Annotated in this window: 30 protein-coding genes and 1 pseudogene; 17 read left to right on the top strand and 14 right to left on the bottom strand. The window is 39.6% G+C overall.

The genetic code is table 11. From position 1 onward, the window contains the following. Positions 1-267: pseudogene (locus tag J502_RS13405) on the bottom strand (transposase); the annotation flags it as partial. A gap of 850 nt (positions 268-1,117) precedes the next feature. Between J502_RS13405 and J502_RS13395 the strand changes: the two are divergent. After that, positions 1,118-1,345, top strand: a complete 228-nt coding sequence (locus J502_RS13395; protein WP_005020120.1) for a DUF2171 domain-containing protein — start codon at positions 1,118-1,120, stop codon at positions 1,343-1,345. Positions 1,346-2,425: 1,080 nt separating this feature from the next. Here the strand turns inward: J502_RS13395 and arsC are convergent. After that, positions 2,426-2,854, bottom strand: coding sequence for an arsenate reductase (glutaredoxin) (gene arsC / locus J502_RS13385; protein ID WP_005020122.1), 429 nt, complete (start codon positions 2,852-2,854; stop codon positions 2,426-2,428). A gap of 85 nt (positions 2,855-2,939) precedes the next feature. On the opposite strand from arsC, the gene J502_RS13380 reads away from it, so the two are divergent. Beyond that, positions 2,940-3,254 carry a metalloregulator ArsR/SmtB family transcription factor gene (locus tag J502_RS13380; RefSeq protein ID WP_005020124.1) on the top strand — a complete coding sequence of 105 codons (315 nt, stop codon included), beginning with the start codon at positions 2,940-2,942 and terminating at the stop codon, positions 3,252-3,254. Positions 3,255-3,315: 61 nt separating this feature from the next. Then, on the top strand, positions 3,316-4,305 hold the full coding sequence (gene arsB, locus J502_RS13375) for an ACR3 family arsenite efflux transporter (protein WP_005406322.1): 990 nt from the start codon (positions 3,316-3,318) through the stop codon (positions 4,303-4,305). 262 nt (positions 4,306-4,567) lie between these two features. Here the strand turns inward: arsB and J502_RS13370 are convergent, their stop codons facing one another. Beyond that, positions 4,568-5,440: an NAD(P)-dependent oxidoreductase gene (locus J502_RS13370; protein ID WP_034684477.1), complete on the bottom strand. Its 873-nt coding sequence runs from the start codon at positions 5,438-5,440 to the stop codon at positions 4,568-4,570. Beyond that, positions 5,437-6,534 (bottom strand): alpha/beta fold hydrolase, encoded by a 1,098-nt coding sequence (locus J502_RS13365; RefSeq protein WP_249301603.1) that lies wholly within the window; start codon positions 6,532-6,534, stop codon positions 5,437-5,439. Before J502_RS13365 ends, J502_RS13370 begins: the two co-directional genes overlap by 4 nt. A gap of 140 nt (positions 6,535-6,674) precedes the next feature. Here J502_RS13365 and J502_RS13360 point away from each other — a divergent pair, with 140 nt between their 5' ends. The 9 genes from J502_RS13360 (at position 6,675) to trpB (ending at position 14,420) form a co-directional block, all read left to right on the top strand. Beyond that, positions 6,675-7,862 carry an O-succinylhomoserine sulfhydrylase gene (locus tag J502_RS13360; protein WP_034684472.1) on the top strand — a complete coding sequence of 396 codons (1,188 nt, stop codon included), beginning with the start codon at positions 6,675-6,677 and terminating at the stop codon, positions 7,860-7,862. Between the two features lie 27 nt (positions 7,863-7,889). After that, positions 7,890-8,219 carry a YbaB/EbfC family nucleoid-associated protein gene (locus J502_RS13355; protein WP_005020132.1) on the top strand — a complete coding sequence of 110 codons (330 nt, stop codon included), beginning with the start codon at positions 7,890-7,892 and terminating at the stop codon, positions 8,217-8,219. A 13-nt stretch (positions 8,220-8,232) separates the two neighbouring features. Continuing rightward, entirely contained in the window at positions 8,233-8,829 is a 597-nt protein-coding gene (recR, locus tag J502_RS13350) for a recombination mediator RecR (protein ID WP_005020133.1), read from the top strand. A 311-nt stretch (positions 8,830-9,140) separates the two neighbouring features. Further along, positions 9,141-10,283, top strand: coding sequence for a ribonuclease D (locus tag J502_RS13345; RefSeq protein ID WP_005020134.1), 1,143 nt, complete (start codon positions 9,141-9,143; stop codon positions 10,281-10,283). A 128-nt stretch (positions 10,284-10,411) separates the two neighbouring features. Beyond that, the gene (locus J502_RS13340) at positions 10,412-10,723 is read left to right on the top strand and encodes a YcgL domain-containing protein (protein WP_005020136.1); all 312 of its coding nucleotides are present in this window, start codon (positions 10,412-10,414) and stop codon (positions 10,721-10,723) included. Positions 10,724-10,757: 34 nt separating this feature from the next. After that, positions 10,758-11,102, top strand: coding sequence for a hypothetical protein (locus tag J502_RS13335; protein ID WP_005405118.1), 345 nt, complete (start codon positions 10,758-10,760; stop codon positions 11,100-11,102). 22 nt (positions 11,103-11,124) lie between these two features. Further along, a complete protein-coding gene (locus J502_RS13330; RefSeq protein ID WP_005020138.1) occupies positions 11,125-11,976 on the top strand; it encodes an AAA family ATPase in 852 nt (283 codons plus the stop codon). 12 nt (positions 11,977-11,988) lie between these two features. Then, on the top strand, positions 11,989-13,176 hold the full coding sequence (locus J502_RS13325) for a vWA domain-containing protein (protein WP_034684471.1): 1,188 nt from the start codon (positions 11,989-11,991) through the stop codon (positions 13,174-13,176). Positions 13,177-13,214: 38 nt separating this feature from the next. Then, positions 13,215-14,420, top strand: a complete 1,206-nt coding sequence (gene trpB / locus J502_RS13320; RefSeq protein ID WP_005020146.1) for a tryptophan synthase subunit beta — start codon at positions 13,215-13,217, stop codon at positions 14,418-14,420. Between the two features lie 76 nt (positions 14,421-14,496). Here the strand turns inward: trpB and J502_RS13315 are convergent, their stop codons facing one another. The 3 genes from J502_RS13315 to J502_RS13305 all read right to left on the bottom strand — a co-directional run bounded on the left by J502_RS13315 (position 14,497) and on the right by J502_RS13305 (position 15,828). Beyond that, positions 14,497-14,928 (bottom strand): CBS domain-containing protein, encoded by a 432-nt coding sequence (locus tag J502_RS13315; RefSeq protein ID WP_005020147.1) that lies wholly within the window; start codon positions 14,926-14,928, stop codon positions 14,497-14,499. Between the two features lie 152 nt (positions 14,929-15,080). Beyond that, positions 15,081-15,455, bottom strand: a complete 375-nt coding sequence (locus J502_RS13310) for a DUF2750 domain-containing protein (RefSeq protein ID WP_005020148.1) — start codon at positions 15,453-15,455, stop codon at positions 15,081-15,083. Positions 15,456-15,594: 139 nt separating this feature from the next. Beyond that, positions 15,595-15,828: an SEL1-like repeat protein gene (locus tag J502_RS13305; protein WP_005020149.1), complete on the bottom strand. Its 234-nt coding sequence runs from the start codon at positions 15,826-15,828 to the stop codon at positions 15,595-15,597. A 221-nt stretch (positions 15,829-16,049) separates the two neighbouring features. Here J502_RS13305 and J502_RS13300 point away from each other — a divergent pair, with 221 nt between their 5' ends. Both J502_RS13300 and J502_RS16680 read left to right on the top strand, forming a co-directional pair. Then, positions 16,050-16,454, top strand: coding sequence for a hypothetical protein (locus tag J502_RS13300; RefSeq protein ID WP_005020150.1), 405 nt, complete (start codon positions 16,050-16,052; stop codon positions 16,452-16,454). A gap of 118 nt (positions 16,455-16,572) precedes the next feature. After that, positions 16,573-16,899, top strand: a complete 327-nt coding sequence (locus J502_RS16680; protein WP_005020151.1) for a hypothetical protein — start codon at positions 16,573-16,575, stop codon at positions 16,897-16,899. On the opposite strand, the gene J502_RS13295 is transcribed toward J502_RS16680, so the two are convergent. Both J502_RS13295 and J502_RS13290 read right to left on the bottom strand, forming a co-directional pair. After that, the gene (locus tag J502_RS13295; RefSeq protein WP_034684470.1) at positions 16,820-18,397 is read right to left on the bottom strand and encodes a M16 family metallopeptidase; all 1,578 of its coding nucleotides are present in this window, start codon (positions 18,395-18,397) and stop codon (positions 16,820-16,822) included. The genes J502_RS16680 and J502_RS13295 overlap by 80 nt on opposite strands. A 13-nt stretch (positions 18,398-18,410) precedes the next feature. After that, positions 18,411-19,739, bottom strand: a complete 1,329-nt coding sequence (locus tag J502_RS13290) for a M16 family metallopeptidase (protein WP_249301598.1) — start codon at positions 19,737-19,739, stop codon at positions 18,411-18,413. Positions 19,740-19,985: 246 nt separating this feature from the next. On the opposite strand from J502_RS13290, the gene ftsY reads away from it, so the two are divergent. The 3 genes from ftsY (at position 19,986) to J502_RS13275 (ending at position 22,782) form a co-directional block, all read left to right on the top strand. Further along, on the top strand, positions 19,986-21,086 hold the full coding sequence (gene ftsY / locus J502_RS13285; protein ID WP_005020155.1) for a signal recognition particle-docking protein FtsY: 1,101 nt from the start codon (positions 19,986-19,988) through the stop codon (positions 21,084-21,086). Between the two features lie 242 nt (positions 21,087-21,328). Continuing rightward, entirely contained in the window at positions 21,329-21,922 is a 594-nt protein-coding gene (locus J502_RS13280; RefSeq protein ID WP_005026066.1) for a nitroreductase family protein, read from the top strand. 203 nt (positions 21,923-22,125) lie between these two features. Further along, complete coding sequence (locus tag J502_RS13275) at positions 22,126-22,782, top strand: DUF2057 family protein (RefSeq protein ID WP_005406259.1); 657 nt, start codon at positions 22,126-22,128, stop codon at positions 22,780-22,782. Between the two features lie 40 nt (positions 22,783-22,822). Here the strand turns inward: J502_RS13275 and J502_RS13270 are convergent, their stop codons facing one another. The 5 genes from J502_RS13270 to cydP are packed head-to-tail and all read right to left on the bottom strand — an operon-like array spanning position 22,823 to position 26,186. Continuing rightward, on the bottom strand, positions 22,823-23,119 hold the full coding sequence (locus tag J502_RS13270; RefSeq protein ID WP_005020161.1) for a cyd operon YbgE family protein: 297 nt from the start codon (positions 23,117-23,119) through the stop codon (positions 22,823-22,825). A gap of 4 nt (positions 23,120-23,123) precedes the next feature. Then, positions 23,124-23,225: a cytochrome bd-I oxidase subunit CydX gene (gene cydX, locus J502_RS16450; RefSeq protein WP_000270276.1), complete on the bottom strand. Its 102-nt coding sequence runs from the start codon at positions 23,223-23,225 to the stop codon at positions 23,124-23,126. Positions 23,226-23,245: 20 nt separating this feature from the next. Continuing rightward, positions 23,246-24,391 carry a cytochrome d ubiquinol oxidase subunit II gene (gene cydB / locus J502_RS13260; protein WP_005406495.1) on the bottom strand — a complete coding sequence of 382 codons (1,146 nt, stop codon included), beginning with the start codon at positions 24,389-24,391 and terminating at the stop codon, positions 23,246-23,248. After that, a complete protein-coding gene (locus J502_RS13255) occupies positions 24,388-25,995 on the bottom strand; it encodes a cytochrome ubiquinol oxidase subunit I (RefSeq protein ID WP_005020163.1) in 1,608 nt (535 codons plus the stop codon). Before J502_RS13255 ends, cydB begins: the two co-directional genes overlap by 4 nt. Next, on the bottom strand, positions 25,995-26,186 hold the full coding sequence (cydP, locus tag J502_RS13250; protein WP_005026050.1) for a cytochrome oxidase putative small subunit CydP: 192 nt from the start codon (positions 26,184-26,186) through the stop codon (positions 25,995-25,997). The genes J502_RS13255 and cydP overlap by 1 nt, the downstream gene beginning before the upstream one ends. Positions 26,187-26,265: the final 79 nt, after the last annotated feature.

Genomic DNA, 26,265 nt, shown 5'->3' with positions numbered 1-26,265 from the left:
TGTTAGAAAGTACACATGCGCTTTTTTTAAGATGTCATTGGCTTCCCTGAGCTGTTTGACTTCTTTCTCTAATTCTAAGATCCGCTGTTGTTCTGGTGAAAGTTGACGTTTGCTTGAACCCACTGGATTGGCTTCACGAATCCATTTGTCTAAAGTTGAATAACCCACACCTAATTTCTGGGCGATTGCAGCTATAGGTTCGTGGGAGTTTGAAAGTGCATAATCAATCGCTTGCTGTTTAAATTCGGGACTAAAACGTTTAGCCATTTCTTGAATCTCCAAAGATTAAAGTTACGTTATCTTTAGAGGGACGTGCTGTCCATTATTTTGGCTAGGATCAGAAAGTAGAAAACAGATTTATTAAGGTAATCATCCATTGAGAAGGACATATTATTACTATATGTCATGTCTGAGTCTAATAATGAAGTTTGCCCTATACAGCAAGCTTTCGGACCGGCTGAGCAATCATATATTTTTTCATCATGTCTGGAAGAGTTACGTTGCAGATAATTCAAGCTTAATCTTCTTCAGTTTATAACCCTTAATTATGCAGCCTTTAAAAGCTACAAAGGTAGTCTTCAAGCCAAAAAATCTTTTGATAGTAAGTTTATTAATGTATAAGCTCACTATACTTTCCTAAAATTTTCTAAATATTTGAGTATTCTTTAGTGTACATGAGATTTTTGGTAACGACCTCTATAGTATCGAGTGTATTATTCTTTTGCTTGTATTCTCATACTGCTCCTGCATTTACCCATCATAAAAATTTGGATAGTGCTGCTATTGCTTCTTTTTATCCACGTAAAAGGAATGCTTTCAAGAGTTTTAAATTTGCCAGAATTGATCATAAAAAAAGATTAGCGGTAAAAAGTAGTGTTTAAAAACGATAAGGAGACCTAACGTAGCCGATCAACACAAATTTTAAAACTGATATTTAGGTCCATAATCTATTTAAACCAGACCCCATATCTCATAGTCTGTAGCTTTTGTCCCCCTAAATTACCTAATTTAAAAATCTACTATATTTGATCAACATACAAACATTATTAATTTACACTTCAAATTTGGCAAGTTGCTATAGTGGTTTTTCCCTTGAATTAAATAATAAGGCTTAACAATGCAAAATATTAATGAACATGACGTAGTAATAGCTTCTTGTGGAACTCAAGTTGGAAAGGTAGATCATTTAGAAGGCCAAGATTCAATTAAATTGACTCGTAGTGATGACGAAAATAATGAGCACCATGTCATCCCGTTAAGCTGGGTTGCCAAAGCAGAAAATGGTGAAGTTCATCTCAATAAGAATGCTGAAGAGGTTCACCAGCAGTGGAAGACTCTTCAGTAAAGGGTTGATTCTTAGTAAGTCAAACATAGTATTGCATAGGCAATACTATGTTTTTTTAAATTTATTTATTCAAAATTTGTAGATCCAGCCCGAAATCTACTTTTCTACTTTTCTACTTTTCTACTTTTCTACTTTGACGTGCGGTATTTCCTATCTGGTAAATCTGTATTGACCATTTGCTGGCAGTTTACTGTATTACTTATAAGTATAGCTTCTGATTCTTTGGATTTATTGCCCGGCGCAAAAATATTGATATAAGCTAAATCACTTCTACTCGAAATCTTGAATTTTAATCACTGACCAGCTTTGGCCCGGAAGGTATATTAACTATTATGGTATCTTGTAAAGCTACCTCTATCTAACAGTTGTTTTGTTCATATCTTTTTTAAAAGATAAAGATAATCTGGTTTTCAGTAGCTTTGGAACTACAAGCAAACTGCAAAAAGAAATGAAAAAGCTAGGAAAGCAGAACCTAAGTATTTATTAATAAATATCGAAAGTCATTCTTATAGTGATGTATGTGAATATTATATCACCAGAAAAATTACTGATCTTTATAGGTATATGGGCTATAACTGATAAATATGTATTTATAATCCGGCACTAAAGTTAAGAATAAAGGGAAATATTATTTAAAAACCGATAAAGGAAATAGAAATTATAAAAAAGAATTATTTATATATCAGTGATATAAATTTCTTTTACTCTTTATATTTTTAACGTATAAGTATAAAGGCAGATTACTTAATAAAGTCACTGCGAATTACTACTATATAAGGCTCATTCGGATGCACATAAGGATTTTAATAACTTTATTTATAGGTATGAGCTGTTTTTTCTACTGGACATACAATACCCGGAATAATTTTTTCGGCAAAAACGATGATATAAAAAGAATCGCAAAAGCCTCTTTTTATCCTGATAAAATGAGCACAGGCAAGAATTTTACTTTTGTAAAAGTGGGACCTGATGACAAAATTATTCTTGAGAAAGTGGAATTTGCTCAATAACACTTTCCTCTGAAGAGTCCCTGGTGAAAAATTAAGTATTCACTTTGGTTTATTATATTGAACTTGAATTTTATCTCACTCTTTTGCCATTTTGATCAATTATTAATTCACCATCTTCTTTACTAAATGCCTTACGTTGAGGTGCGGACAGTATATCTAGCACTATTTCTGAAGGCCTACATAGTTTGGTTCCAAGTTCTGTGACGACAAAGGGCCGGTTAATTAAAATCGGATATTCAAGCATCAAGGTGATTAATTGCTCATCTGTCCAATGTAATTTGTCTAAGTCTAGCTTTTTGTAGGGTGCTACATTCTTGCGTATGGCTTCACGTACAGTTAGTCCGGAATTCTTGATTAATTGAATTAACTCTGCTTTTAAAGGTGGAGTCTTCAAGTACTCAATAATTACAGGCTCTTGCCCTGTATTACGGATTAGGGCTAATGTATTTCTAGAAGTTCCACATTCCGGATTATGATAAATTTTGATGGATTGAGACATAGGTTACTCGATCTCTTTAGTATTGTTTGCCTTTATATATGGATATACGTATATTCGCAATAGTAAATATTTGAGATTTCAAAAGATGGAACAGACAGATTTTTTTAAATGCCTTGCTGATTCAACACGTTTAAATATTTTAAAATTAGTTATGAACAGAGAAAATGTATGTGTATGTGAATTTACGGCACAATTAAAATTAAGTCAGCCAAAAATCTCTCGTCATTTAGCCCTGCTTAGAAACTTGGGAATGCTACTGGATCAGCGTAAAGGGCAGTGGGTATATTATCGCCTGAACCCTGATTTACCAACTTGGGCACATGATATTTTAAAAATAATAGCATTAAACCCGATACTTAATCCCTTAACTTCAAATATTCCGGACTATTGTGAAGAGTAATATTGTGCCTGCTAAAATATCATTTCTGGATCGTAATCTTACACTTTGGATTTTTATTGCTATGGCGCTAGGCATAGCTATAGGAGTGTTTTTTCCGCAAGTCTCTGTGAACTTAGATAAGTTAAGTATAGATTCAATCAATATTCCAATAGCTATTGGTTTAATTCTGATGATGTATCCACCTTTAGCCAAAGTCGATTATGCAGCTTTGCCAGAGGTATTTAAAGACAAGAAAACGCTAATTTTATCTCTAGTTCAGAACTGGGTTATTGCACCAGTTTTAATGTTTGCTTTAGCGGTTATCTTTTTACCTCACTATCCTGAATATATGACAGGATTGATTCTGATTGGTCTGGCACGATGTATTGCAATGGTTTTGGTGTGGAATGGACTAGCTTGTGGCGATAATCAATACGTTGCAGCCTTAGTCGCATTTAATAGCATTTTTCAAATCCTATTCTTCAGTACTTATGCCTGGTTGTTTTTGACTTTTTTGCCACCGTATTTTGGTGTTGCGGGGCAAGTGATCAATGTTGATTTTTGGACTATCACACATGCGGTACTCGTGTATTTAGGTATTCCATTTTTTCTTGGTTTTATGACTCGCTTTCTTCTGGTTCGGGCCAAAGGTTTAGCTTGGTATCGAAATATCTTTTTGCCAAAGATCAGCCCAATGAGTTTACTGGCTCTATTGTTCACAATTGTGGCAATGTTTAGTTTGAAAGGAAATGATGTGGTGAGCTTGCCGCTGGATGTTTTGCGGATTGCAATTCCTCTGATCATTTATTTTATATTGATGTTCTTTATCAGCTTCTTTATGAGCAAATGGATGGGAAATGATTATCCAAAAACCACAGCCATTTCTTTTACAGCTGCGGGAAATAACTTCGAATTAGCATTAGCTGTTGCAATTGCAACTTTCGGCTTGGCGTCACCCGTGGCGTTTACTACCGTAATTGGTCCTCTGGTTGAAGTACCAGTGCTCATTATACTGGTGAGTGTTTCACTATGGCTGAAGAAAACCTGCTTTAAAGAAAAACAGTTTTTCTGAATTTCTTAATCTGAAATTAGCTTTACTTGATATTAATTAAGTAAGGATTACTGTGAGATACAAAGTATTATTCTCGAGTTGTGGAAAATAATGAAGAACCATTAAATATATAAATCTAAAAAATTTTTAAAGATGAACAAAAATTAAAGACAATAAAAAGCCCCGAAAAAGGGGCTTTTTATCACGTTATATTTATAAGTTATGCCTTATTTACACCAAAAGTTATATCATTTTTATGAAGCTTTGCTTTAGGAAAATAAAATTATTCTAAAATAATCTTGGTCCAGGCTTCATACATTTTTACAGCAGCGGAAAAATCACTATCGGGCTCTGCTGTCAGATTTGCTGCCTGAATCAGACTTTGTGTGAGCGCAAGAAGTGGGGCAGGTAACTTTGCTTCATTAACCAGATCTAGTGCTATTCCTGTATCCTTTGCAAGCAAAGGTAAAGCAAAGGTTAACGGGAAACTACGGTTTAATATTCGTGCGGGCAGTGCCGTTTCAGTGACGCCACTTTTACCACTTGAGGCATTAATACATTCAAGGGCCTGATTCAGATTGACATCATGGGCTTTTAAAGTCGTAAAACCTTCAGCTACTGACCATAAGTTCACTGCAAGTAACATATTATTCACTGCTTTCACGGCAAACCCAGCTCCTGAGTCACCTACATGTTTAATCAGCTTGCCAAAGGTCTGCATAGCTGGCAGGGCACGTTCAAATACTGCAGCATCGCCTCCAACCATTATGGTTAAAGTGGCATTTTCGGCACCAATAGTTTGACCACTGACAGGCGCATCTAAAAATTCGATGTCCTTTTGTTTTAAACTCATTGCCAGCTCTTTCGCTGCTGCAGGAACACCACTTGTACAGTCTATCCATATAGCGCCAGCTTTAATATTTAATGAATCAATAAGCTGCTGCACATCCTGACTAGTAGGTAAACAGGAAAAGATAATATCTGCCTGTACCGCCTGATGTAGATCTACTGCCTGTGTACCGTACTCAGCTGCATGCTGTTCAGCCTTTTCAAAGCTGCGATTCCAGACATAAACAGTATCAAAATGTTTGGGTAGATGTGCAGCCATGCGGTAGCCCATTGCTCCAAGACCAATAAATGCCACAGTTTGAATCATAATGTATCCTTTATTCTTGATGAGCGTTGTACCAGCCATTCGGTCAATTTTGGCCAGAATTCATTGGCACTTGCCTGACTTGACATTAAACCGATGTGCCCTCCAGGAATAGCAGTAAATGAAACATCTGCACTATTTGTCAATTGGCTAAGGGGTTGAATAGCTGCTTCTGTCACAATCTGATCTGTGGTGCCGGCACCTAATAGTAATGAGCATTCAATATTTTTTAAGTCAATTAACCGATCTTTTAAATGAATACTTCCTGTTTTCAGTGGATTTTTAAGCCAGACTTTAAAAATCATGTCTTTATTGATTGCCCCAGGATAATCATTCATATGATTTAAAAATGTCTGCACCGTAGTGTGTTCTCTCAGAAATTTTTCATTGTCTATATATTTAAATAACTGAATACAGCTGTTTAACCAGCCTGCCGGATCAATTATTTTAAACCCCAAGGCATTAATAAAACCTGGTGTATGGATCAGCCCTTCAGGAATATTTTCAATACTGTGCCTGATTTTTGCATGTCTGGTAAGTAACTGATTTACTGTTTCAAATAGCCTGCCAATCCGACCCGAAGCGTAACTGTCAATTGGGCTACCTAAAATAATCAGATTTTTAACATGACTCTGTTTTGCCAAAGCACTGTAGAGTAAAGCAAAAATACCCCCCATACTCCAGCCATGCAGGGAAATTTTTTCACTCTGCGAGTGTTCACAGACAGTTTTAATATAGTGCGGCAAGCAATCATCAATAAAAAATAGAAAATCGCGATATCGGTCCTGAAATGTGAAGGTTCCCCAATCAACCAGATAAACATCAAAACCTTGCAGCTGAAAATGCTGTACTAAAGAACGGTAAGGATATAGATCATAAATCGCCATATTGACTGCCAGCGGTGCTACAAAAACTAATGGCTCCTTGTAGCGTTTATGAGCGGCAGCATAATAACGCAGCTGGCTACCATGATACTTGCTGATTACATGAAAGGGTGTGGATTGGGAAAGAACCAATGACTCGGGGTTAAGTACACGGCGTGAAAGATGAAAAAATCTGGTCTTCTGCTGTCGAATTCTGGCTTTTAAGGTAAACATTTTTGGCATTCATTTCTCATTTCAAAAGATTTGTATGAAGACTAAGCGATAATTATGCATTTTACCTTGACCAGAAATACTCTGGACGCTCAAAATGTTGGCAATTTCTATCAAGGGCAGTCTTGCGGACTGAGTCAGACATGAACCAACCAGACGAACCAGATTATCAAATTGACACTTTAGCTATTCGCACTGGCCATACACGCAGTTTTGAAGGCGAACATGGCGAACCAATCTTCCTGACCTCTTCATTTGTTTATGCCAATGCTGAGGAAGCAGCAGCAAAATTCTCGGGTCAGATTCCAGGTAATATCTACTCGCGCTTCACTAACCCGACAGTTTCTATGTTTGAAAAACGTCTTGCTGCATTAGAGGGCGCAGAACGTGCCGTTGCTACTAGTTCGGGTATGGCGGCAATACTGGCTGTAGTCATGTCTTATCTAAAGGCAGGTGATCATGTCATCTGTTCACGTGCGGTATTTGGTTCTACTGTATCGCTGTTTGAAAAATATGTTGCCAAGTTTGGTGTAACGGTAGACTTCGTTGATTTAACAGATACAAGTGCCTGGAAAGCTGCATTACGTCCTGAAACACGACTGCTTTTTGTAGAATCACCTTCTAACCCACTGGCCGAGATCGCTGATATTCAGTCTCTGGCAGATATTGCGCATAGCAATGGTGCTCTACTGGCGATTGATAACAGTTTTTGTACTCCGGTTTTACAACAGCCTTTAAAATTCGGTGCTGACCTGGTGATTTATTCTGCTACCAAGTATCTTGATGGTCAGGGACGTGCTTTAGGTGGTGCAGTGGTTGGCGGTCATCAACTGCTTGAAGACGTTTTCGGTATGGTGCGTACTTTAGGGCCATCAATGAGTCCTTTTAATGCCTGGATCTTTTTAAAGGGCCTTGAGACATTAAACCTGCGTATGAAAGCTCATACGGCCAGTGCTCAAAAACTGGCTGAATGGTTAAAACAGCATCCAAAAGTTGAAAAAGTCTATTATGCCGGCCTGCCTGAACATATAGGCTATGAACTGGCAGCCAAGCAGCAACGTGGTTTTGGTGGGATTGTTTCTTTTGAGGTAAAAAAAGGACGAGAAGGGGCTTGGAAAGTCATTGATCAGACCCAATTTATTTCTATTACCGGTAATCTGGGCGATACCAAGTCTACTATTACTCATCCGGCGACTACCACGCATGGTAAATTGTCAGCAGAGGCGAAAGAAGCAGCAGGTATCCGCGAAGGCTTGATCCGGGTTTCTGTCGGCCTTGAAGACATTGATGACATTATTCGCGATTTATCGCGCGGTTTAGATTTAATTTAGCCATTTAAATTTTTTTGGAGAGTAATAATGAATATTAATATGTTGATGCAGCAAGCCCAGCGTATGCAGAAGGATGTAGAAAGTAATCTGAAAAAAGCCAAAGAAGAGCTAGCCCAGATGGAAGTACATGCAGAAGCGGGTGGTGGGCTGGTAAAAGTAACCATGACATGCCGTAATGTGGTAAAGCGTATTGAAATTAATCCGGACCTTTTACAGGATGAACCGGATATGATCGAAGACCTGATTGCTGCTGCGATTAATGACGCTGCCCGTCAGGCAGAAGCAATTTCTGAAGAAAAAATGAAGAGTGCCAATAGTGGTATGGGCTTACCACCAGGCCTGGCCGGATTATTTTAAGGATTAATATTACGTGTTCAGTGAACGCTTTGATCAGCTTGTACAGGCATTGCGAATTTTACCTAGCGTTGGGCCGAAATCGGCTCAGCGTATGGCATTGCATCTGCTTATGAAAAATCGGGAAGGTGCATCAGGACTGGCTCATGCTCTAAATGAGGCAACTTCCTATATTCATGAATGTAAAGTCTGTCATTCACTGACAGAAAATGAAGTGTGTGATATATGTGCATCTTCTGAACGTGACGAGCAGCAGCTCTGTGTAGTGGAATCACCAGCCGATGTCATGGCAATAGAGCAAAGTGGCAGTTTTAAAGGTAAATATCATGTCCTTGGTGGTCACTTATCTCCACTTGATGGGATTGGTCCAGAAGAGATTGGTATACCTTATCTAGTCCGGCGTTTGAGTGAAGGTCATATTACAGAAGTTATTCTGGCGACCAATGCTACAGTAGAAGGCCAAGCGACAGCTCATTATTTGGCTGAAGCTACCAAACATTTGCCTTTGCATCTAACTCGAATTGCCCAAGGAGTACCTCAGGGTGGTGAGCTCGAATATGTAGATAGCCATACGTTAAGCCAAGCTTTACACAATCGGATGCGAATAAAATAAGCACTTATAAGTGCTTATTTTATTTGTAATGCTAAAAAAACTGCATTTTGTCGTACATTCTGTCACTGGAAAATAGATATAACTATGACAATATAAAAAAACTCACTGCTAAATAAGGCTAATTCCAAAGTAAATATAAGAAATCATCTAAAATATAACCAATCAAATTGATTGGAAAATAGTTAATACGTATTAATTCTATTTAAAAACATTGAATTAATAAAGATTTAGACAAAAGACTAATAGTAGAAACCTATATATAAAATAACCCTAACTTGTTAATATGAACAAAAAATTACTGTTGAGCTCCTATGTTTCAGTTTATCGAACAGCAAACTGATTTAGAAAAAGTGCTCTACCTCATGGATCAACATCCGGTTTATGCACTTGATACTGAATTTATTAAAGTCGATACCTTTTGGCCTAAACTCGGTGTTTTCCAGATTAATATTGCAGAGCAGATATTTTTACTGGATGGTACAACTTTAGACCTTACAGCTTTCTGGAAAAAAGTTTATCGGGCCCAGCAAAATATTTTTCATGCCTGTAGTGAAGATATTGATCTGATTTATCATTATGCTGGCCCTTATAGCCTAAGCAATGTATTTGATACTCAAGTTGGCTTGTCTTTTTTAGGCCAAGGTTTACAGGTAAGTTATCAGAATGCTTTAAAACTTGTGCTTGATATTGATATTGAAAAAGATCAAACCCGTTCTGACTGGCTAGCTCGACCACTGACGGATGAACAGCTACATTATGCAGCAAATGATGTGTTGTACTTGGGACAGTTAGCCGAACAGATTAAAACTGAACTTAAGCAGAAAAACCTGTATGAGTGTGTACTTGAAGACTGTAAGCACCTGACCCAAGAAATTGCTGAGGAAACACCCCTACATTTACTGTATCAGGATGTGGGCAATTACCGGCATACACGTCGCCAGCTTATGCAGCTTCAACATTTAAGTGTGTGGCGTGAGCAAATGGTTAAGGCACTTAACCAGCCTCGTAGCTTTATTCTACGCAACTCAACCATGATTGATTTGGTCGAGAAAAATCCACGTAATAATTTCCAGCTGGCAAGTATTAAAGATATTCGTGCCGGTGTGGTACGTGAATATGGAAAAGTTATTCTGGACTTGCTGAAATTTTTGCCTAAAGCAGAAGAGTGGCCATTACGTATGGCTCGTCCCATCAAACAGGCCTCAAAAACTACTGCCGAGCAGGTAGATAACCTGATTCAAACAGTTGTTGAAGAGACTAAAGTACCCAAAGAGGTTCTACTGCGTAAAAAATGGATGAATTCTTTATATCAGCATGTCGTCTTTCATGGAGATGAGCAGAATTTGCCAGACTATCTGCTGGGCTGGCGCTATGAAATATTAACCAAGCCGCTTATCCAGATTTTACAACAGGATGAAAGTTATTTATCGACCCAGATAAAAGTAACAAATTAACTAAATATGAATTGACGAAGAGCGGCATATTTAAGTAAAAACACGACTGATGCGTTAATGATGGCTAATGTAACCGTCGTCTTTTTCATGTATGCTTTGATTTGAGTTTTATGAGTTCTGTTTCAAAAATGCATTGTGATATTTATAGATCTAGTAAGAAAGATGAGATGTACCTTTATATTGCACGTCCTGATTATTCAGCCGAGTCTGACTCTTCGGAACTTGATCCGCTTGAGATAGTGCCTGAAGTATTACGTCATGCTTTTGGGCGGGCTACTTTTGTAATGCATCTTGAATTATCTGAAACGCGCCGTCTGGCTCGGGTAAATGTATTACATGTACTTGATTCCCTACAAACCAAAGGCTTTTTTATTCAAATGCCTCCAGAAGGTTTAATTAACCCTAATGCAGTAGAACCAGAGGGCTTGCGTGGTGCTTGATCAATTTTCAGGAGTTTGGAACAGTTTACTTTCGATGCTCGATTCAATTCCTGAAGATAGCATCGCTGTAACAGTTTATGGTCTTGGTACATTAATTATTTTATGGTGCTGGACTAATATCGCAAGACGTATTCCAGCGCCGGTTGGAGCAATTAGCTGGATTATCGTTTTTGCAATTCTGGTCACCCCGACTGTTTCAGAAGGGCCAAATGCTTCCATTGCGCCAGCAACCTTTGGACTGATCTTTGGTGTACTCACCAAAGAGTACCCGCTTGTTTGGTCCAATCTGGCGGCTATTTTGTTTGTAATTGCGCTTGGCCTGCTAATCGGGTATCTGTGGACACGTTATACGGCACCCAAAAAGACTTCGCCACTTTAAGTAATAAAAATAAGGTTTAATTATGTCTTTGGATTCTCAAAAATTTTCTGGTACAGAGCAATATATTGCCACTGAAAGCCTTAAACTTGCAGTAAATGCGGCCCGTATTCTGCAAAAGCCGTTACTGGTTAAAGGAGAGCCAGGAACAGGCAAAACCTTGCTTGCAGAGCAGGTAGCAGCGAGTCTGGGTTTAAAGTTGATCACCTGGCACATCAAGTCGACCACTAAAGCGCAGCAGGGATTATATGAATATGATGCGGTATCGCGTCTGCGTGACAGTCAGCTTGGTGATGACCGAGTATACGATATTGCAAATTATATTAAGCCTGGGAAACTGTGGGAAGCATTTACCAGTGAAGAACGCTGTGTACTGCTGATTGATGAGATTGATAAAGCAGATATCGAATTTCCAAATGACCTGTTGCATGAAATTGATAAAATGTCATTTTTCGTATATGAAACGGGTGAGACAGTCACAGCAATTCAGCGTCCGATTGTGATTATTACTTCAAATAACGAAAAAGAATTACCAGATGCATTTTTGCGTCGATGCTTTTTTCACTATATTGAGTTCCCGGATGAAGCTACCATGCGGGCTATTATCAATGTCCATTTTCCAAATATTTCGGCTACTCTGGTCAGTGAAGCCTTGCAGATATTTTTCAAGCTACGCCAGATACCAAGCTTGAAAAAACCACCTTCAACTTCTGAACTGATTGACTGGTTGAGCCTGCTGATGGCTGATGAAATGCCAGAAGATATTTTGCGACATCATGATAAGTCTAAGGCAATTCCGCCTCTATACGGTGCCCTGATCAAAAATGAACAGGATGTGCAGCTTCTTGAACGTCTTGCTTTTATGTCACGACGTTAAGAGGCTCCTGCTATGTTCGTGCGGCTGTTTTATACATTACGAAAATATCGAATACCGGTGACTACCCGGGAGCTGATCGATTTAAATCAGGCAGTTGCGCAAGGGTTAGTCTTTGCTGATGAAGAAGGTTTTTATCAGCTGGCACGAATGATCTTGGTCAAGGATGAACGATTCTTTGACAAGTTTGACCGTGCTATGAAGGACTATTTTGATGGGATCGAAAGTATTGATCTGGATGAGTTGTTAAAACAGGTTCATAAACTGCCAAAAGACTGGTTTGATCTGGAGCTGCTTGAAAAACATCTTACTCCTGAACAGCGCGAAGAACTCAAGAAAGCAGGCTCACTTGAGGAGCTGATGAAAATGCTTGAAGAGCGCTTGCGTGAACAGCATAAAAAACATCAGGGTGGCAACCGGATGATTGGTACAGGGGGTACTTCTCCGTTTGGTGCTTACGGTGATCATCCTGAGGGAGTCCGTATCGGAGGGCCGGGGCGAAAGCGCTCAGCAGTTAAAGTGTGGGAACAGCGCAAATACAAGAACCTTGATGATGAGCAGATCCTTGGTTCGCGGCAGATGCAGCTGGCATTACGTCGTTTACGTAAGTTTGCCCGTACCGGTGCTGCCGAAGAGTTAGATATTGACGGTACTATTCGTGAGACAGCCAAGCAGGGGATTCTGGATGTACAGATGGTACCAGAGCGTCGTAACCGGGTTAAAGTATTGATGCTGTTCGACGTGGGTGGTTCTATGGATGCCCATATCAGTGAATGTGAAAAACTGTTCAGTGCCGCACGTACCGAATTTAAAACATTGGAATATTTTTATTTCCATAACTGCCTGTATGACTATGTCTGGAAAGATAACTATCGGCGTTCCTCAACCCGTATGGAAACGCAAGAGCTGTTTAATACTTATGCCAGAGATTATCGTGTAATTGTAGTTGGCGATGCCAGCATGGCACCTTACGAACTCAGATCGGTTGGCGGATCAGTTGAATACATGAATGATGAAGCGGGAGAAGTGTGGCTAAGACGCCTGCGTCAGCACTTCGATAAAACAGCTTGGCTGAACCCGGAGCAGGAAAGTTATTGGCATTATACTCAGACTATAGCCATGATTAAGGAAATTTTTGAAGATCACATGTATCCAATGACGCTTAAAGGAATTGAAGAGATGACCCGCTATCTGGCACGTTAATCTCCCTGTTTAAAAATGTATACAAGCTGGAACTTATTATGAATCATCAAATCAATGGCGTAGCTTTACCGGATGAACAGGGGTTCTTTGGTGAATATGGGGGCCAGTTTATTCCACCACATCTAAAGCAGGCCATGGATCAGATTAATCTGGCTTATGAAGAAATACGTCATACTCCAGAGTTTCAGCAAGAGCTGGCTGATCTTTTTGCACATTATGTTGGCCGTCCAAGTCCATTATTTCATGCGAAGCGACTGTCTGATCAATTAGGCGGGGCACAAATCTATCTGAAACGTGAAGATCTGAACCATACTGGTGCCCATAAAATTAATCATTGTCTGGGTGAGGCATTACTGGCCAAATATATGGGTAAGACCAAAGTTATTGCCGAGACTGGAGCCGGGCAACATGGCGTGGCCTTGGCAACTGCCTGTGCATTGGTGGGTATTCCTTGTGAAATTCACATGGGGCAGGTGGATATTGAAAAAGAACATCCAAATGTTGTAAAAATGAAAATTCTGGGAGCAAAACTGGTCTCGGTAACGCGTGGTACCGCTACTCTTAAAGATGCAGTGGATAGTGCTTTTGAAGAATATTTAAAAGACCCTGATCACTTTATTTATGCGATTGGTTCTGTTGTCGGTCCTCATCCATTTCCTAAAATGGTCCGTGATTTTCAGTCTGTTATTGGAAAGGAAATTAAAGAGCAAACCCATGAGCGTTTTGGAAGTAATCCGGATTATATTGTTGCCTGTGTAGGCGGCGGCTCTAATGCAATTGGTGCATTTAGTGCATTTTTAAATGACCGGGATGTTAAATTAGTCGGAGTTGAGCCGGCTGGTCATGGTTTAGATACTCCTATGCATTCAGCATCTCTAACACTTGGTAAACCAAGCAAACTACATGGTATGGCCTGTTATGTGCTGGAAGATGAGCATGGTGAGCCACTACCTGTTCACTCTATAGCCTCAGGGCTGGATTATCCTGGAGTAGGGCCACAGCATAGTTACCTCAAGGATATTGGTCGAGTAGAGTACGCTACCGCCAGTGATGAGGAGTGTCTGGCTGCCTTTATGACGTTATCGCGCGTGGAAGGGATTGTACCTGCACTTGAAAGCTCTCATGCAGTTGCATGGGCAATTCGTGAGGCACCTAAAATGCCTAAAGAGATTCGGATTATTGTAAACCTTTCTGGCCGGGGTGATAAAGATTCAGATTATGTAGCAGCAAAACTGGGTCTCTAATCTTTACATTTTAAGATAATTAAACAGGTATCTTTATGTATACCTGTTTAATTAAGGGTTGTTAAAAGTTCTAAATTTAACCTGAAATGTATTGCTGTAACTGATCAATCATCAGACGCTGGTCTTCCATTGCAGCTTTGACCAGATCACCGATTGAAATCAGTCCTACCAGCCGCTCGTCTTCAAGCACGGGTAAATGTCGCAAATGGCGGTCAGTCATCAGTTGAAGACAATCTTCTACAGTATTATTAAGACCCACGGTTAAAACCTTATTGGTCATAATTTCACTCACTGTGGTGTTATAGGAAGAGCGTTCCATTAATGCAACTTTACGGGTGTAATCGCGCTCAGACAAAATTCCAACGACACGCTGTTCATCAGTTACGATTAATGCACCGATTCCCTTGTTGGCCATAAGTGAAATCGCTTCAAGTACAGTAGCTTCTGGTGAAATAGTAAAAATGGCTTTTTCTGTTTTATTGTGAAGAACCTGAGAGACAGTAGTCATATAATGATTCCTTGGTGTTACTTATCGTTTTAATTTAACTTAGCCTGATTTTTAGAAAATGCAAAGAGTTTAAAATAATCTCGTTAAAAAATGCTGAAAATGTATATCGAGATATACAGGTTTCAGGAAGCTTATCTTATGAATTCACTTTTTTAAAGTGCATCACAGTTTAATTCACTAAAGAAAAAATGACACATCTGATTGGCAGAAAGTTTAAACTTACGGTTAGATGAGTTAAATAGTGCTGGTGTAACATTCAGACGAGTTAATGTCGGTAATAGTGATTTCTGAAAGTCTTTCGGAGTAATACGGCGTGGCGTATAGTTTGGCCAATGTACCTGAGCATAACGGTGTGCCTGCACACCATTAAGCCAGAAAGGAAAAACATAGTCTTCCTGGTCTGATTTGATTGCCCAGCCATCATTATAAAGGCCCCAGACCACACCACAATACATCATTGTTTTTAAAATAGAGAGTTTAATTATAAGTTCTTTAGAAGCAGGTTGAAGTTGGCTATAAGTATTCATGATCATTCATGGCTATAAGAATTTCGAAGTCAGGCCTATTGTAAGGTTTAATTATGAAAGTACAGTTTAAGCTTTAGGTATATTCGGTAAGAAATTATTATTTTAAGGTATTAAAAAACGCCACCTAGGTGACGTTTTGTTAAGCCTGCATCGTGGCCATCTTTTGCCAGTACTGAGCTTTTAAGGAATCCCGTTCTACACGGAAACCTTGGTAATAAAGCTCGGCAAGGAAAAGGGCCGCTTTACCATGACCTGCACGAGCAACTTCTTCTAGCTGCTGTACAGCCTCGCTAAAATTCATTTGAGACTGTATTGTATTTACAGCATTAGCGTACACATGTTCTAAGTCATGATGAGAGATATTTTGAATCATAGTAAACTCCTTATTGTAATTATGATTGCGAATATAAAAGACAAATTGTCTTAATATTAAAATAACAAATCTATGTGAAACTAATATTACATTAGTCTTAACTTGTCAATGTACATATTGGGTAAAGATTCTGTTTTTCAAGCTTACATGTTTAAACATTAAACAAAAAATGTTTTTATTAGAATGAAAAAGAAAATTAGATAAATAAGAGGACAATAATTATGGCTTCCACAATAATAGCGGATACTTCAACTGTCAGTAATGAAAGATATAATACCCTTGATGGTTTGCATTTTGACTATCCTCCAACTGAGCAGCAAATTGTCGCACTGGCACATGCCCATCGGCGTAATCTGGATGCGGCATCATTAGATCAGAACGTGCATTTGGGGAATTTTTGTTTGAAACAGCGCAAGCATGTTTATGATTTTACTCGGCAGTATGAATATGATGACCGTGTACGTTTTTACTCAATTTATAATGGAGAACTTTTACGTATTGCAGATGAAGACGACCTGCATCCGGCAGATTCAGAACGTGGAGTCGGTATTTTTGCAATATTTGTAGTAATGGCGATTGTTGCTGCTGTGCTCTACTACACTGTAATCCGGGTAGTCTTTTACTGAGCATTGATATGCAAATGGTGAACCGGTCTAATAATATACAGCTTGCGCTATTATTAGACTGCTTTACTTGTACTTTTACCTGCGAGCACTTTAAACTACCTGTTATTCGAGGTAGGTTATGCTCATATCCCCACATAGTTTCCAGAAAATTAAAGCAGTTCTAACACTAGATCGTATCTATGATATTTTTGTACTGCTTGTTATGGGCCTAATTTTTTTAATGGTTTGTATTGGTCTATCTCGACCTGTTGCCACCAACCAATATCAAAATATTTTAATACTTTCAAAACAGGCTGTTCATCCCAAAACTCAGAAAATGGCTCTTGAACTATTACAAACTGAAAAGATTCAGCGCATCTATTATCTTAAATTGATGCGGGCGTATCAGTTTGAACAGACACAGGTGAAGCATTATCCGGCACAGGCGGCAGAGGATTTGCGCTAGGTATAGGTTTAGAAGCCGCAGGCGATGTTATCTGTGAATTCAGGTTTTGCTCTAAAATGCTCTGTATAGCCTGTTTGTCCAAGGTTTCACTCACAATAACTAAAGTCAGATTTTCAGGATTTAAATGTAATTTTACGGCCTTTTCTACATCCTTGGTGGTCAGATTAGCCAGCTGTTTGGAATATTGAGTCAGATAATTGGCAGGTAGACCATAAAACCCGATAGCACCTAACTGTGCATTCATGCTGGCATTACTGCTGAAATTCATTGGAAATGCGCGTAATATGCCTGCTTTAGTTTCTTCTAGCTGTTTCTGGTCAAGTGGCTGTTGAACAAAATCAAGCAGCGTTTTGTGCGCAACCCGGATACTGTCTAGCAGCTGGTCTTGACGGGTGGAGTAGCTAATATTAAAGACACCACGGGCTTGAGTTGAGTTTATTGTGCTATAAGCGCCATAGGTATAACCACGTTTTACCCTTAACTCACGCATCAGTAGCGAGTTAAAGCCGCTTCCTCCCAGCATCTGGTTAGCAACTTCTAGGGCGAGTCTGTCTGGATCAAAACGGGTAATGCCCAGTTGGCCCATGCTGACATGAGCCTGTGATGAATTAAATGGAATATGTTGAATATTAAAACCGTTGTGCTCTTCCGGAACAGGAAGTGTTGGAGCTCTTTGACCTTGTGGTAAATTTCCTGCAATACGTTCAGAAAGTTTAAGCGCTTCCCGCTGATTGAGTTTACCCGTAATAGCAATATTCATATTCTGTGCTACTAAAAAAGTGTCTCTAAAAGCTCTCAGGTGTTTAGTGGTGATTTTACTAATACTACGCTGGGTACCTGGAGTGGGTTCTGCATAAGGATGAGTCCCATACAAACTCCGATAGAAACGTACATCCCGCATTCTGCCTGGATTCTCTTGAACCTGTTTCTGACCTGCCTGGGTATTGTTTAAAATCAGCTTAATGCCTGAATTATTAAAACTAGAGTGATTCAATAGATGAATTATCATTGCTAAAGCTGGTTCAAGCTTTTTTGGATCTGATAAAACCCGCAAGCGTACAATAAACATATCGCGATAGGCATTTATACTGAACTGCGCACCAAGACGCTCAAAAGTATTTGCAACCTCTTGCGCAGTATAAAACTCTGTGCCTTCATCTAGCAGATTAGCTGTCATATTTGCTAATCCGTATAATCCTTTTTCTATACTTTCATCTCTTGCCGAACCTGCATTAAAGGTGAGTTGTATATCTATGATAGGTAAATCTTGTGATTCGACGAACAGACTACGGACCTTATAGCGATTTGTCAGATCATGTACATAAGGTGCCTGATATTCCTGCTTCTTAGAAATGCTGCGTAAGCTTTGTAAGGTAGAAAGAGAATATAGTTTACTATTATCCTGCTCAAAGTCAGCTTCCTGTAAATTGACTTCAGCAATTGCCGACAAACTTAGAGAAAGGCTGGCCATTAATAAAGGCATACGTAGATGAATCATAGCAATCCTTTCTTTATTTTGAATCTTGAGGAAGCGGAGATAAATAAAGCGTACTCAGATTTTCACGGACAAAATAGGCATTTGCAACTCGCTGTATATCTTGTGGCGTCACTGTTTCATAGTGCTGTGGCAGTTTATCCAGTAAGCGATAACTTAAGCTATTAATCTCCAGATTCCCGATCATTTTAGCTTGCCCAGCGATATCATCTTGACTGTAAATTAAACTAGATACGAATTGTGTAATTACACGTTCCAGTTCATTGGAATCCACCGCCTCAGTTTTGAGCTGATCCAGTTCTTTCTGTATGGCTTCTTGTGCCTCTTGGAAACTGACTCCATCTGCAGGTAAGGCTGTAATATTAAAAAGAGTATCTCCGCGGTTAAAAGGATCATAACTTGCACTGACAGCAGTCAGTATTTTTTTATCCCTTACCAGCCGGTTCTGTAAACGTGAAGAAATACTGCCATCAAGTAGGGACTGAATAATGGTAAGGGCATAGGCATCCTGAGGATTTTTGGCAGTTTTTAATGAACGGACATTCCAAGCCATATACAGGTTATTAATTTGGACCGGAAGAGAAAGCTCCATATGTCGATAACCTGGGCGGTCAAATTCGATGACATCATTACGTTCTGGTGTTTTACGTGCAGGAATTGACCCAAAATATTTTTCTACCTGCTTTAAAGTTGCTTCCACATTTACATCGCCCACTATAATTAAAATAGCATTGTTAGGGGTATACCAGTTGTGATACCAGTTCTTCAGGTCATTTAACTGAATATTCTGCAGATTTTTCATATAGCCAATTACGGGCTGGCGATAATGACTTGTAGGATAGGTAATCCATTTAAATCGTTCAAAAGCCAAAGTTCGTGGATTATCATCAGTACGTAACCGGCGCTCTTCCATGATGACTTTAATTTCTGGCTCAAAGTCTTCCTGTTTAAGCACCAGGTTAGTCATACGGTCAGCTTCAAGTTCCAGTGCGAGTGGTAAATAGCTTTTCGGATAAAGCTGATAATAGTTGGTATAATTGGTAAAGGTTGAGGCATTAACACTACCGCCATAAATGCGGCTTAAACGGGTAAACTCATTATGAGGTACTTTGGTTGTTCCCTTAAACATCATATGTTCTAAAGCATGTGATATACCTAGCAGATTACCAGACTCATCACTACTGCCGACCCCATACCAGATTTGGGTCATTACTACAGGTGAACGATGGTCCTCTCGAATAATAACTTTTAAACCGTTGCTTAATGAGGTTTCTACAGTTGTTCTGGAAAGTTCAGTCGTGGTTTGAGCCTGTAGGGTTGTAGATATCACCACTGTCCCAGCCATAATGCTTAAAGATATAAAAAGAAAAGGAGAGATAGATTTAAGATGTTTTTTGAACTGTCGTGTAACTTGAGACACTATTATTTCCGGTCAAGTATGTATAATTTTGTTCTATTGTTCAAAAAACAGGGCTTTAACGCAAGCCATAGTTGTTGAGTTTTGGTTGAGACTTAGCCTAAGCATCATGCGCGGTCAGGAATCTATGCTAAACTCTTTCTTTTTTAACGCGATGCTTTTCAAGGAATCGGCATGCAACAGCAATCTAATGTGCAAAATAAATTCTTGATTGATTCTGATATCGGGGATGACGATGTCACTTTACCTAGCTTACCTGCTGTTGACGTTCCCATTATTGATACTCCAAAACAAGAACAACCTGTCACTGCCAGTATTCAGAGTGTAGAGGCAGATGAAGAGAAATCTAAAGGCGGTTTTTTTAGCCGGATGAAACAGGGGCTGACTAAAACCCGTAAGAACTTGGCAGATGGAATGGTCAATATCCTGATCGGGGGTAAGGAAATTGATGATGAGTTGCTTGAAGAGGTTGAAGAGCAATTACTGGTTGCCGATATTGGTGTAGAAGCAACCAAGACAATTATTAATAATTTGACTGAGCGGACTGCTCGGGGTGATTTGATTTACTCACATTCACTTTATAAAGCTTTACAAGAAGAACTGGTTGCCTTGCTTGCGCCGCGTGTTAAACCCTTACATATTGACCCGAATAAAAATCCTTATGTGATTTTAGTGGTAGGTGTAAATGGTGTAGGTAAAACCACCACGATTGGTAAGCTGGCTAAGCGCTTACAGGGAGAAGGCAAGAAAGTTATGCTGGCTGCGGGCGATACTTTCCGTGCGGCTGCAACTGAACAGTTGCAAATCTGGGGGGAGCGTAATGATGTTCAGGTGGTTGCGCAGGGACACGGTGCCGATAGTGCATCAGTTATTTTTGATGCTTTCGAAAGTGCTCGTGCTAAAGGAATTGATGTGCTAATCGCCGATACTGCAGGACGTTTGCACAATAAAAGTAATTTGATGGAAGAGCTTAAAAAAGTTAAGCGTGTTATGCAGAAAATTGATGCGACAGCTCCACATGAAATTATGCTGGTTGTTGATGCTGGTACAGGCCAGAATGCTATTAATCAGGTGCAAATGTTTGATGAAGCTGTTGGTTTAACCGGTTTAACTATTACCAAACTTGATGGTACTGCTAAAGGTGGTGTGCTGTTTAATATTGCAAGTCGTACTCATGTACCAATCCGATTTATCGGGGTAGGCGAAAAAATTGATGACTTGCGTCCATTCTCTGCCAAAGCTTTTGTTGCTGCTTTATTTGAAACTGATAAGTGATCTGGCTTATATCTTAAAGAACTCCGCTAAATGCGGAGTTCTTCATTTTTTAAAGTATAAAATAATAAATCTGCTTTATTTTAGAGTCAGAAATAAAGAAATTTAAGAAATTTTTAAAGTATTGTTCCAAAAATAAAACACTATGTTATTGATTTAAGGCTGACGTTATTCCCGGATTCTTATAAACTGATTTTAACAAACAACAGATTATCTGTCTTTAAAGTACAGAAAGGACTAAAATTATGTCATTTATGAATCACGTTAAAAATCGTCGTACAATTTATGCAATTGGTAATAATGTCAACGTAAACCAGGCAAAAATCGAAGAAACAATTCGTGAGGCAATCAAGCACAGTCCATCTTCATTCAACTCACAGTCTTCCCGTGCTGCGATTCTGTTTGGCGAATCTCATACCAAATTCTGGGAAATTGTACGCGAGACTTTACGTAAAATCGTACCGGCTGAAGCATTTGCAGCAACTGATGGGAAAATCAGCAGTTTTGCAGCAGGTTATGGCACAGTTTTATTTTATGAAGATCAGGATGTAGTTAAAGGCTTGCAGGAACAATTTGCCGCCTATGCAGATAATTTTCCAGTGTGGTCAGAACATTCTACTGCAATTGCGCAGTTTGCTGTCTGGACGGCTTTATCTGAACAGGGTATTGGAGCTTCACTACAGCATTATAATCCAATTGTAGATGAAGAAGTCGCCCAAACTTTTGGTATTCCGGCAAGCTGGAAATTACGCGCTCAACTGGTATTTGGTTCAATTGAGGCTCCGGCAGGTGAAAAAACTTTTATGGATGACGCAGCACGCTTTAAGACATTTAACTAAACTTTCTAAAATTGAAAAAGAGTACCTGTAGGTACTCTTTTTTTATTTTAAACATATAGATCATTCTTAATAAATTAAAAGAAAAACTTAGCATTTAATAATTTAATCAAAATTAAAATCTAAGGTTCAAGATGTCATAAAATAGTCATAAATGCATAGCATAGTGCAGCTAGAATTTAGATATAACATGTAGAGTACCTATTATGCTTTCAAGGTTGTCCATTGCAGCTTTAATATTTTCACTAGGAAATGTCGCATATGCTGCAGTAACTATTGCAGCGCCAGAAGTTATTGATGTATTGGCAGTAAATGATCAGGAAGTAAAAAATAACTTTCTACGTTCACAAGAAAGTACGTATGAAATTGATGCAGGCAAGGCAAGTTTAAGCATACGCTATAGGCAGTTCTTTCAACATTTAAATGGCGAACATGACATTCTGAAATCAGGTGTGGTAACCGTTCAGACACCAGATCTAAAAGATGGTGAAACTTATACTTTGGCATTGGTAAATCCACCCCAGTCTTTTGAAGCAGCAAAAATATATGCAGCTCAGCCAACAGTGGCTTTATATAACAGTAAAAATGAACTGGTTGTGCAACAGACCGGTGCAAATACTGAAGCTAAACCTTGGTTAGGTAGCGGTTTGCTAGGACGCAGTTTTGATTTGACCCAAAAGCAGATAAAGCCATCAGTTCATCAGCCTGAGCCTACTTATACTGCTTCAAGTGTAGATACAGTAAAAACTGCTATGACCAGTAGAAACACTCAAACAGATCAGCAGTTAATTGAACTCTGGAAAAAAGCTTCTAAAGCAGAGCGGCAAAGTTTTATGAATTGGATAGCCGAACAGGCGCAATAAAAAAGACCTCAAAATGAGGTCTTTTTAAAATAAGAATTTACTACTGAAGCAGCCAGATATAATAGCCTAGTAGCATAAGGGGCCAAGCGATAACTGGGCTAAACAACCATTTCCATAACCAGAAACGAGGCACAAACCCTACGCCATAAATAAATCCCCCTGAAATTCCTAACATAATCAGCATGATCATACGATGGTTATACTGACCATGCTGATCCAGCATAAGTGCAGGATGGATCAGCATAATGGCTGCAAGTGGCAATGCCAACAGGAAAGAAACAGCCATAATCAGACGATGAACGGTAAGCCTCATTGATGTTGTCATTACTACAGCCATGCTATTACTCCTCATCCAGATTTTGATGATGTTCGATATAGAGCGCGCTGAGCACACCTGCAAAACAGGCCATCAAGATTCCTAAAATCCACGCGAAATACCACATAAGCATTCTCCTGATAAAACTTAGTACAAGCTGTGTGAATTGGCTTTGATGTGTTTGTTGGTAATCACGCCCCACATTTTGTAATAGCACCAGGTGGTGTAACACAAAATAATTGGAACAAAAATACAGGCTGCAACAGTCATTACAGTGAGTGTATTTTTACTTGATACGGCATCCCACATGGTCAAGCTAGCGACAGGATTGATGCTTGAAGGCATAAGGAATGGGAACAACGCAAAACCAGCTGTTAAAATTGCACCAATTACCATGAAGGATGTGCCCAGGAAGCTTAAACCGGCTTTGGCTTTCGCAGCAGCTGCAATCACAATCAGGCTTCCCAGAATTGCCATGATCGGTGCCATCATGGTGATTGGATAAATTGAGTAGTTATTCATCCAGCCATGGTTGCCATTGGTAATCACTTCTTTGGCAAGAGGGTTTGCTACAGCGTTAGTGTCAAATGGTTGAGCTAAAGTATAGCCTTCAATATTACCGAAATATAACCATGCTCCAGCGCCCAAGAAGCAGACTAAGAATACCACGCCCATCAATTGAGTTGCTTTAGCAGAGCGTGCATGCAAGTCGCCGTCAGTACGAAGCATTAACCAGGCACCGCCATGCGCACTTAGCATAGATAAGCTGACGATACCGCAAACCAGTGCAAATGGGTTAAGTAGGACAAAGAAGCTACCAGTATAAGTTGAACGTACGGTTTCATCTAAGGTAAATGGTACGCCCAGGAACATATTACCGAAGGCAACACCGAAAACTAAAGCAGGAACTGCACCACCAACAGCCAAACCCCAGTCCCAAGAGTTACGCCATTTTTTATTCTCAAGTTTAGAGCGATAGTCAAAACCAACAGGTCTTAAGAAAAGAGCGAACAGTACGAGTAATAATGCCCAGTACATGCCGGAGAAGGCTGTTGCATATACCATTGGCCATGCAGCAAAGAGTGCACCGCCAGCTGTAATGAACCAGACCTGATTGCCGTCCCAGTGAGGAGCAATGGTATTGATTGCTGCACGACGTTCTTCATCATTTTTACCTACAAATGGCATAATTGCCATGGAGCCCATATCAAAGCCATCGGTGAGCGCAAAGCCAATCAGCAGCACACCAACCAAAACCCACCAGATTATTTTGAGGAGTTCGTATTCAATCATGATTGAACCTCTCCAGATGCGTGTTGTGGAAGAACAATATCATCTTGCTCGGCATTTGATTTTTCAAAATAGTATTTGCCAGTATGTAAAGAACTTGGGCCTAAGCGAGCAAATTTAATCATCAAGTACATTTCGATAATTAAAAGTACGGTATAGAATGCTGCAAGTGCCAGGATTGAACCCCAAATGTCTCCAGTGCTTAAGCTTGAAGCAGAGAGGTGTGTAGGTAGAACTTCACCAATTGTCCACGGTTGACGGCCACCTTCAGCCACATACCAGCCAGTTTGTGTAGCAATCCAAGGCAGTGGCAGGCCGTAAAGAGCAAATTTAAGCAACCAAGGTTTGTTTTCTGCATTGCGTTTAGCCACTGCATAGGTTGCAAGAATAAATAGAAGTAGCATGAGGAAACCTGATGCAACCATGGCACGGAACGAGAAGAACAGGGCAGTAACGTTGGGGATTGTATCCTTGGTTGCTGCTTTGATGTGCTCTTCAGAAGCATCTACAATATTGGGTGAATATTTTTTCAGAAGCAGTCCGTAACCCAAGTCTTTCTGGTTTTCTGTAAATGAAGCCATGAGTTCTGGAGAACGGTCACCTGCACGAAGTTTTTCAAGTTCAGCATATGCAGTCATACCATTACGGATACGAAGCTCATGTTGAACCATGAGATCCTTCAGACCTGTTACTTCTTTATCAAGAGAACGTGTTGCAATAATACCCATCACATATGGAATTTTGATGGCATAGTCAGTACGCTCTTCTTCCTGATTTGGAATACCAAATAGTGTAAATGGAGCAGGTGCCGGATGAGTTTCCCATTCTGCTTCAATTGCAGCTAATTTGGTTTTTTGTACATCGCCAAGTTCATAACCTGACTCATCGCCAAGCAGAATCACTGAAAGTGTAGAGGCTAGACCAAAGATTGCAGCAATGGCGAAAGAGCGCCGTGCAAAAGGCAGATCACGTTTTTTGAGCAAGTAGTAGCTTGAAATGGCTAAAACGAAAACCGCACCAGTCACATAACCTGACGATACGGTATGAACAAACTTAACCTGGGCTACGGGGTTGAAAATTAGTGCGCCGAAATCAACCAGCTCCATACGCATGGTTTCAAAGTTGAACGCTGCGCCTACCGGGTTCTGCATCCAGCCATTGGCGACTAAAATCCAAAGTGCCGACATGTTGGAACCGAGCGCCACCAGCCAGGTCACGCTCAAATGCTGAACTTTGGAAAGTCGGTCCCAGCCGAAGAAAAACAGACCGATAAACGTCGATTCAAGGAAAAACGCCATCAGACCTTCAATAGCAAGTGGCGCACCAAAAATATCACCGACATAATGTGAATAGTACGCCCAGTTTGTACCAAACTGGAACTCCATGGTTAAGCCTGTCGTTACACCTAAGGCAAAGTTAATACCAAAAAGTTTTCCCCAGAATTTGGTCATATCCTTATAAATTTCTTTGCCAGAAATCACATAGGTGGTTTCCATAATGGCAAGAATAAAAGCTAAACCAAGAGTAAGAGGTACAAATATAAAGTGATACAACGCGGTCATGGCAAACTGAAACCGCGAGAGATCGACCACGCTTTCTGAAATCATCAACGTGTCTCCTTAAATTGAGAGGGAGTACCGGCAATATGCTCGGCAACTTGAGTGTCAAAGTTCTTGGGAATTGTTGGAGAATCGAACCAGATATTCTTAATAGTAATTAAAATTACAATCTTGATTATTAAAATAAGTGTAATTTCTCTAACTATACGCTGGTTAAAATTTTTGGGAGTTAAGCTCATAGAAATAAGCCTATTTAAATACCTGTCTATATTATTAACCAAATAAAAACAAAAAATAAATACTTAAAACAGTTAAAAT

The sequence above is a fragment of the Acinetobacter sp. 1294596 genome (assembly GCF_000582925.1).
GTDB lineage: Bacteria > Pseudomonadota > Gammaproteobacteria > Pseudomonadales > Moraxellaceae > Acinetobacter > Acinetobacter radioresistens.
The sequence above is the reverse complement of the archived record's forward strand: the minus strand, read 5'-3'. Positions and strand labels throughout refer to the sequence as shown.

Coding starts and splice junctions, on each gene's coding strand:
- J502_RS13395 (WP_005020120.1), top strand. CDS start 1,118: ATGCAAAATATTAATGAACATGACGTAGTAATAGCTTCTTGTGGAACT.
- arsC (WP_005020122.1), bottom strand. CDS start 2,854: ATGTCTCAATCCATCAAAATTTATCATAATCCGGAATGTGGAACTTCT.
- J502_RS13380 (WP_005020124.1), top strand. CDS start 2,940: ATGGAACAGACAGATTTTTTTAAATGCCTTGCTGATTCAACACGTTTA.
- arsB (WP_005406322.1), top strand. CDS start 3,316: ATGGCGCTAGGCATAGCTATAGGAGTGTTTTTTCCGCAAGTCTCTGTG.
- J502_RS13370 (WP_034684477.1), bottom strand. CDS start 5,440: ATGATTCAAACTGTGGCATTTATTGGTCTTGGAGCAATGGGCTACCGC.
- J502_RS13365 (WP_249301603.1), bottom strand. CDS start 6,534: ATGTTTACCTTAAAAGCCAGAATTCGACAGCAGAAGACCAGATTTTTT.
- J502_RS13360 (WP_034684472.1), top strand. CDS start 6,675: ATGAACCAACCAGACGAACCAGATTATCAAATTGACACTTTAGCTATT.
- J502_RS13355 (WP_005020132.1), top strand. CDS start 7,890: ATGAATATTAATATGTTGATGCAGCAAGCCCAGCGTATGCAGAAGGAT.
- J502_RS13345 (WP_005020134.1), top strand. CDS start 9,141: ATGTTTCAGTTTATCGAACAGCAAACTGATTTAGAAAAAGTGCTCTAC.
- J502_RS13340 (WP_005020136.1), top strand. CDS start 10,412: ATGCATTGTGATATTTATAGATCTAGTAAGAAAGATGAGATGTACCTT.
- J502_RS13335 (WP_005405118.1), top strand. CDS start 10,758: ATGCTCGATTCAATTCCTGAAGATAGCATCGCTGTAACAGTTTATGGT.
- J502_RS13330 (WP_005020138.1), top strand. CDS start 11,125: ATGTCTTTGGATTCTCAAAAATTTTCTGGTACAGAGCAATATATTGCC.
- J502_RS13325 (WP_034684471.1), top strand. CDS start 11,989: ATGTTCGTGCGGCTGTTTTATACATTACGAAAATATCGAATACCGGTG.
- trpB (WP_005020146.1), top strand. CDS start 13,215: ATGAATCATCAAATCAATGGCGTAGCTTTACCGGATGAACAGGGGTTC.
- J502_RS13315 (WP_005020147.1), bottom strand. CDS start 14,928: ATGACTACTGTCTCTCAGGTTCTTCACAATAAAACAGAAAAAGCCATT.
- J502_RS13310 (WP_005020148.1), bottom strand. CDS start 15,455: ATGAATACTTATAGCCAACTTCAACCTGCTTCTAAAGAACTTATAATT.
- J502_RS13305 (WP_005020149.1), bottom strand. CDS start 15,828: ATGATTCAAAATATCTCTCATCATGACTTAGAACATGTGTACGCTAAT.
- J502_RS13300 (WP_005020150.1), top strand. CDS start 16,050: ATGGCTTCCACAATAATAGCGGATACTTCAACTGTCAGTAATGAAAGA.
- J502_RS16680 (WP_005020151.1), top strand. CDS start 16,573: ATGCTCATATCCCCACATAGTTTCCAGAAAATTAAAGCAGTTCTAACA.
- J502_RS13295 (WP_034684470.1), bottom strand. CDS start 18,397: ATGATTCATCTACGTATGCCTTTATTAATGGCCAGCCTTTCTCTAAGT.
- J502_RS13290 (WP_249301598.1), bottom strand. CDS start 19,739: ATGGCTGGGACAGTGGTGATATCTACAACCCTACAGGCTCAAACCACG.
- ftsY (WP_005020155.1), top strand. CDS start 19,986: ATGCAACAGCAATCTAATGTGCAAAATAAATTCTTGATTGATTCTGAT.
- J502_RS13280 (WP_005026066.1), top strand. CDS start 21,329: ATGTCATTTATGAATCACGTTAAAAATCGTCGTACAATTTATGCAATT.
- J502_RS13275 (WP_005406259.1), top strand. CDS start 22,126: ATGCTTTCAAGGTTGTCCATTGCAGCTTTAATATTTTCACTAGGAAAT.
- J502_RS13270 (WP_005020161.1), bottom strand. CDS start 23,119: ATGGCTGTAGTAATGACAACATCAATGAGGCTTACCGTTCATCGTCTG.
- cydX (WP_000270276.1), bottom strand. CDS start 23,225: ATGTGGTATTTCGCGTGGATTTTAGGAATCTTGATGGCCTGTTTTGCA.
- cydB (WP_005406495.1), bottom strand. CDS start 24,391: ATGATTGAATACGAACTCCTCAAAATAATCTGGTGGGTTTTGGTTGGT.
- J502_RS13255 (WP_005020163.1), bottom strand. CDS start 25,995: ATGATTTCAGAAAGCGTGGTCGATCTCTCGCGGTTTCAGTTTGCCATG.
- cydP (WP_005026050.1), bottom strand. CDS start 26,186: ATGAGCTTAACTCCCAAAAATTTTAACCAGCGTATAGTTAGAGAAATT.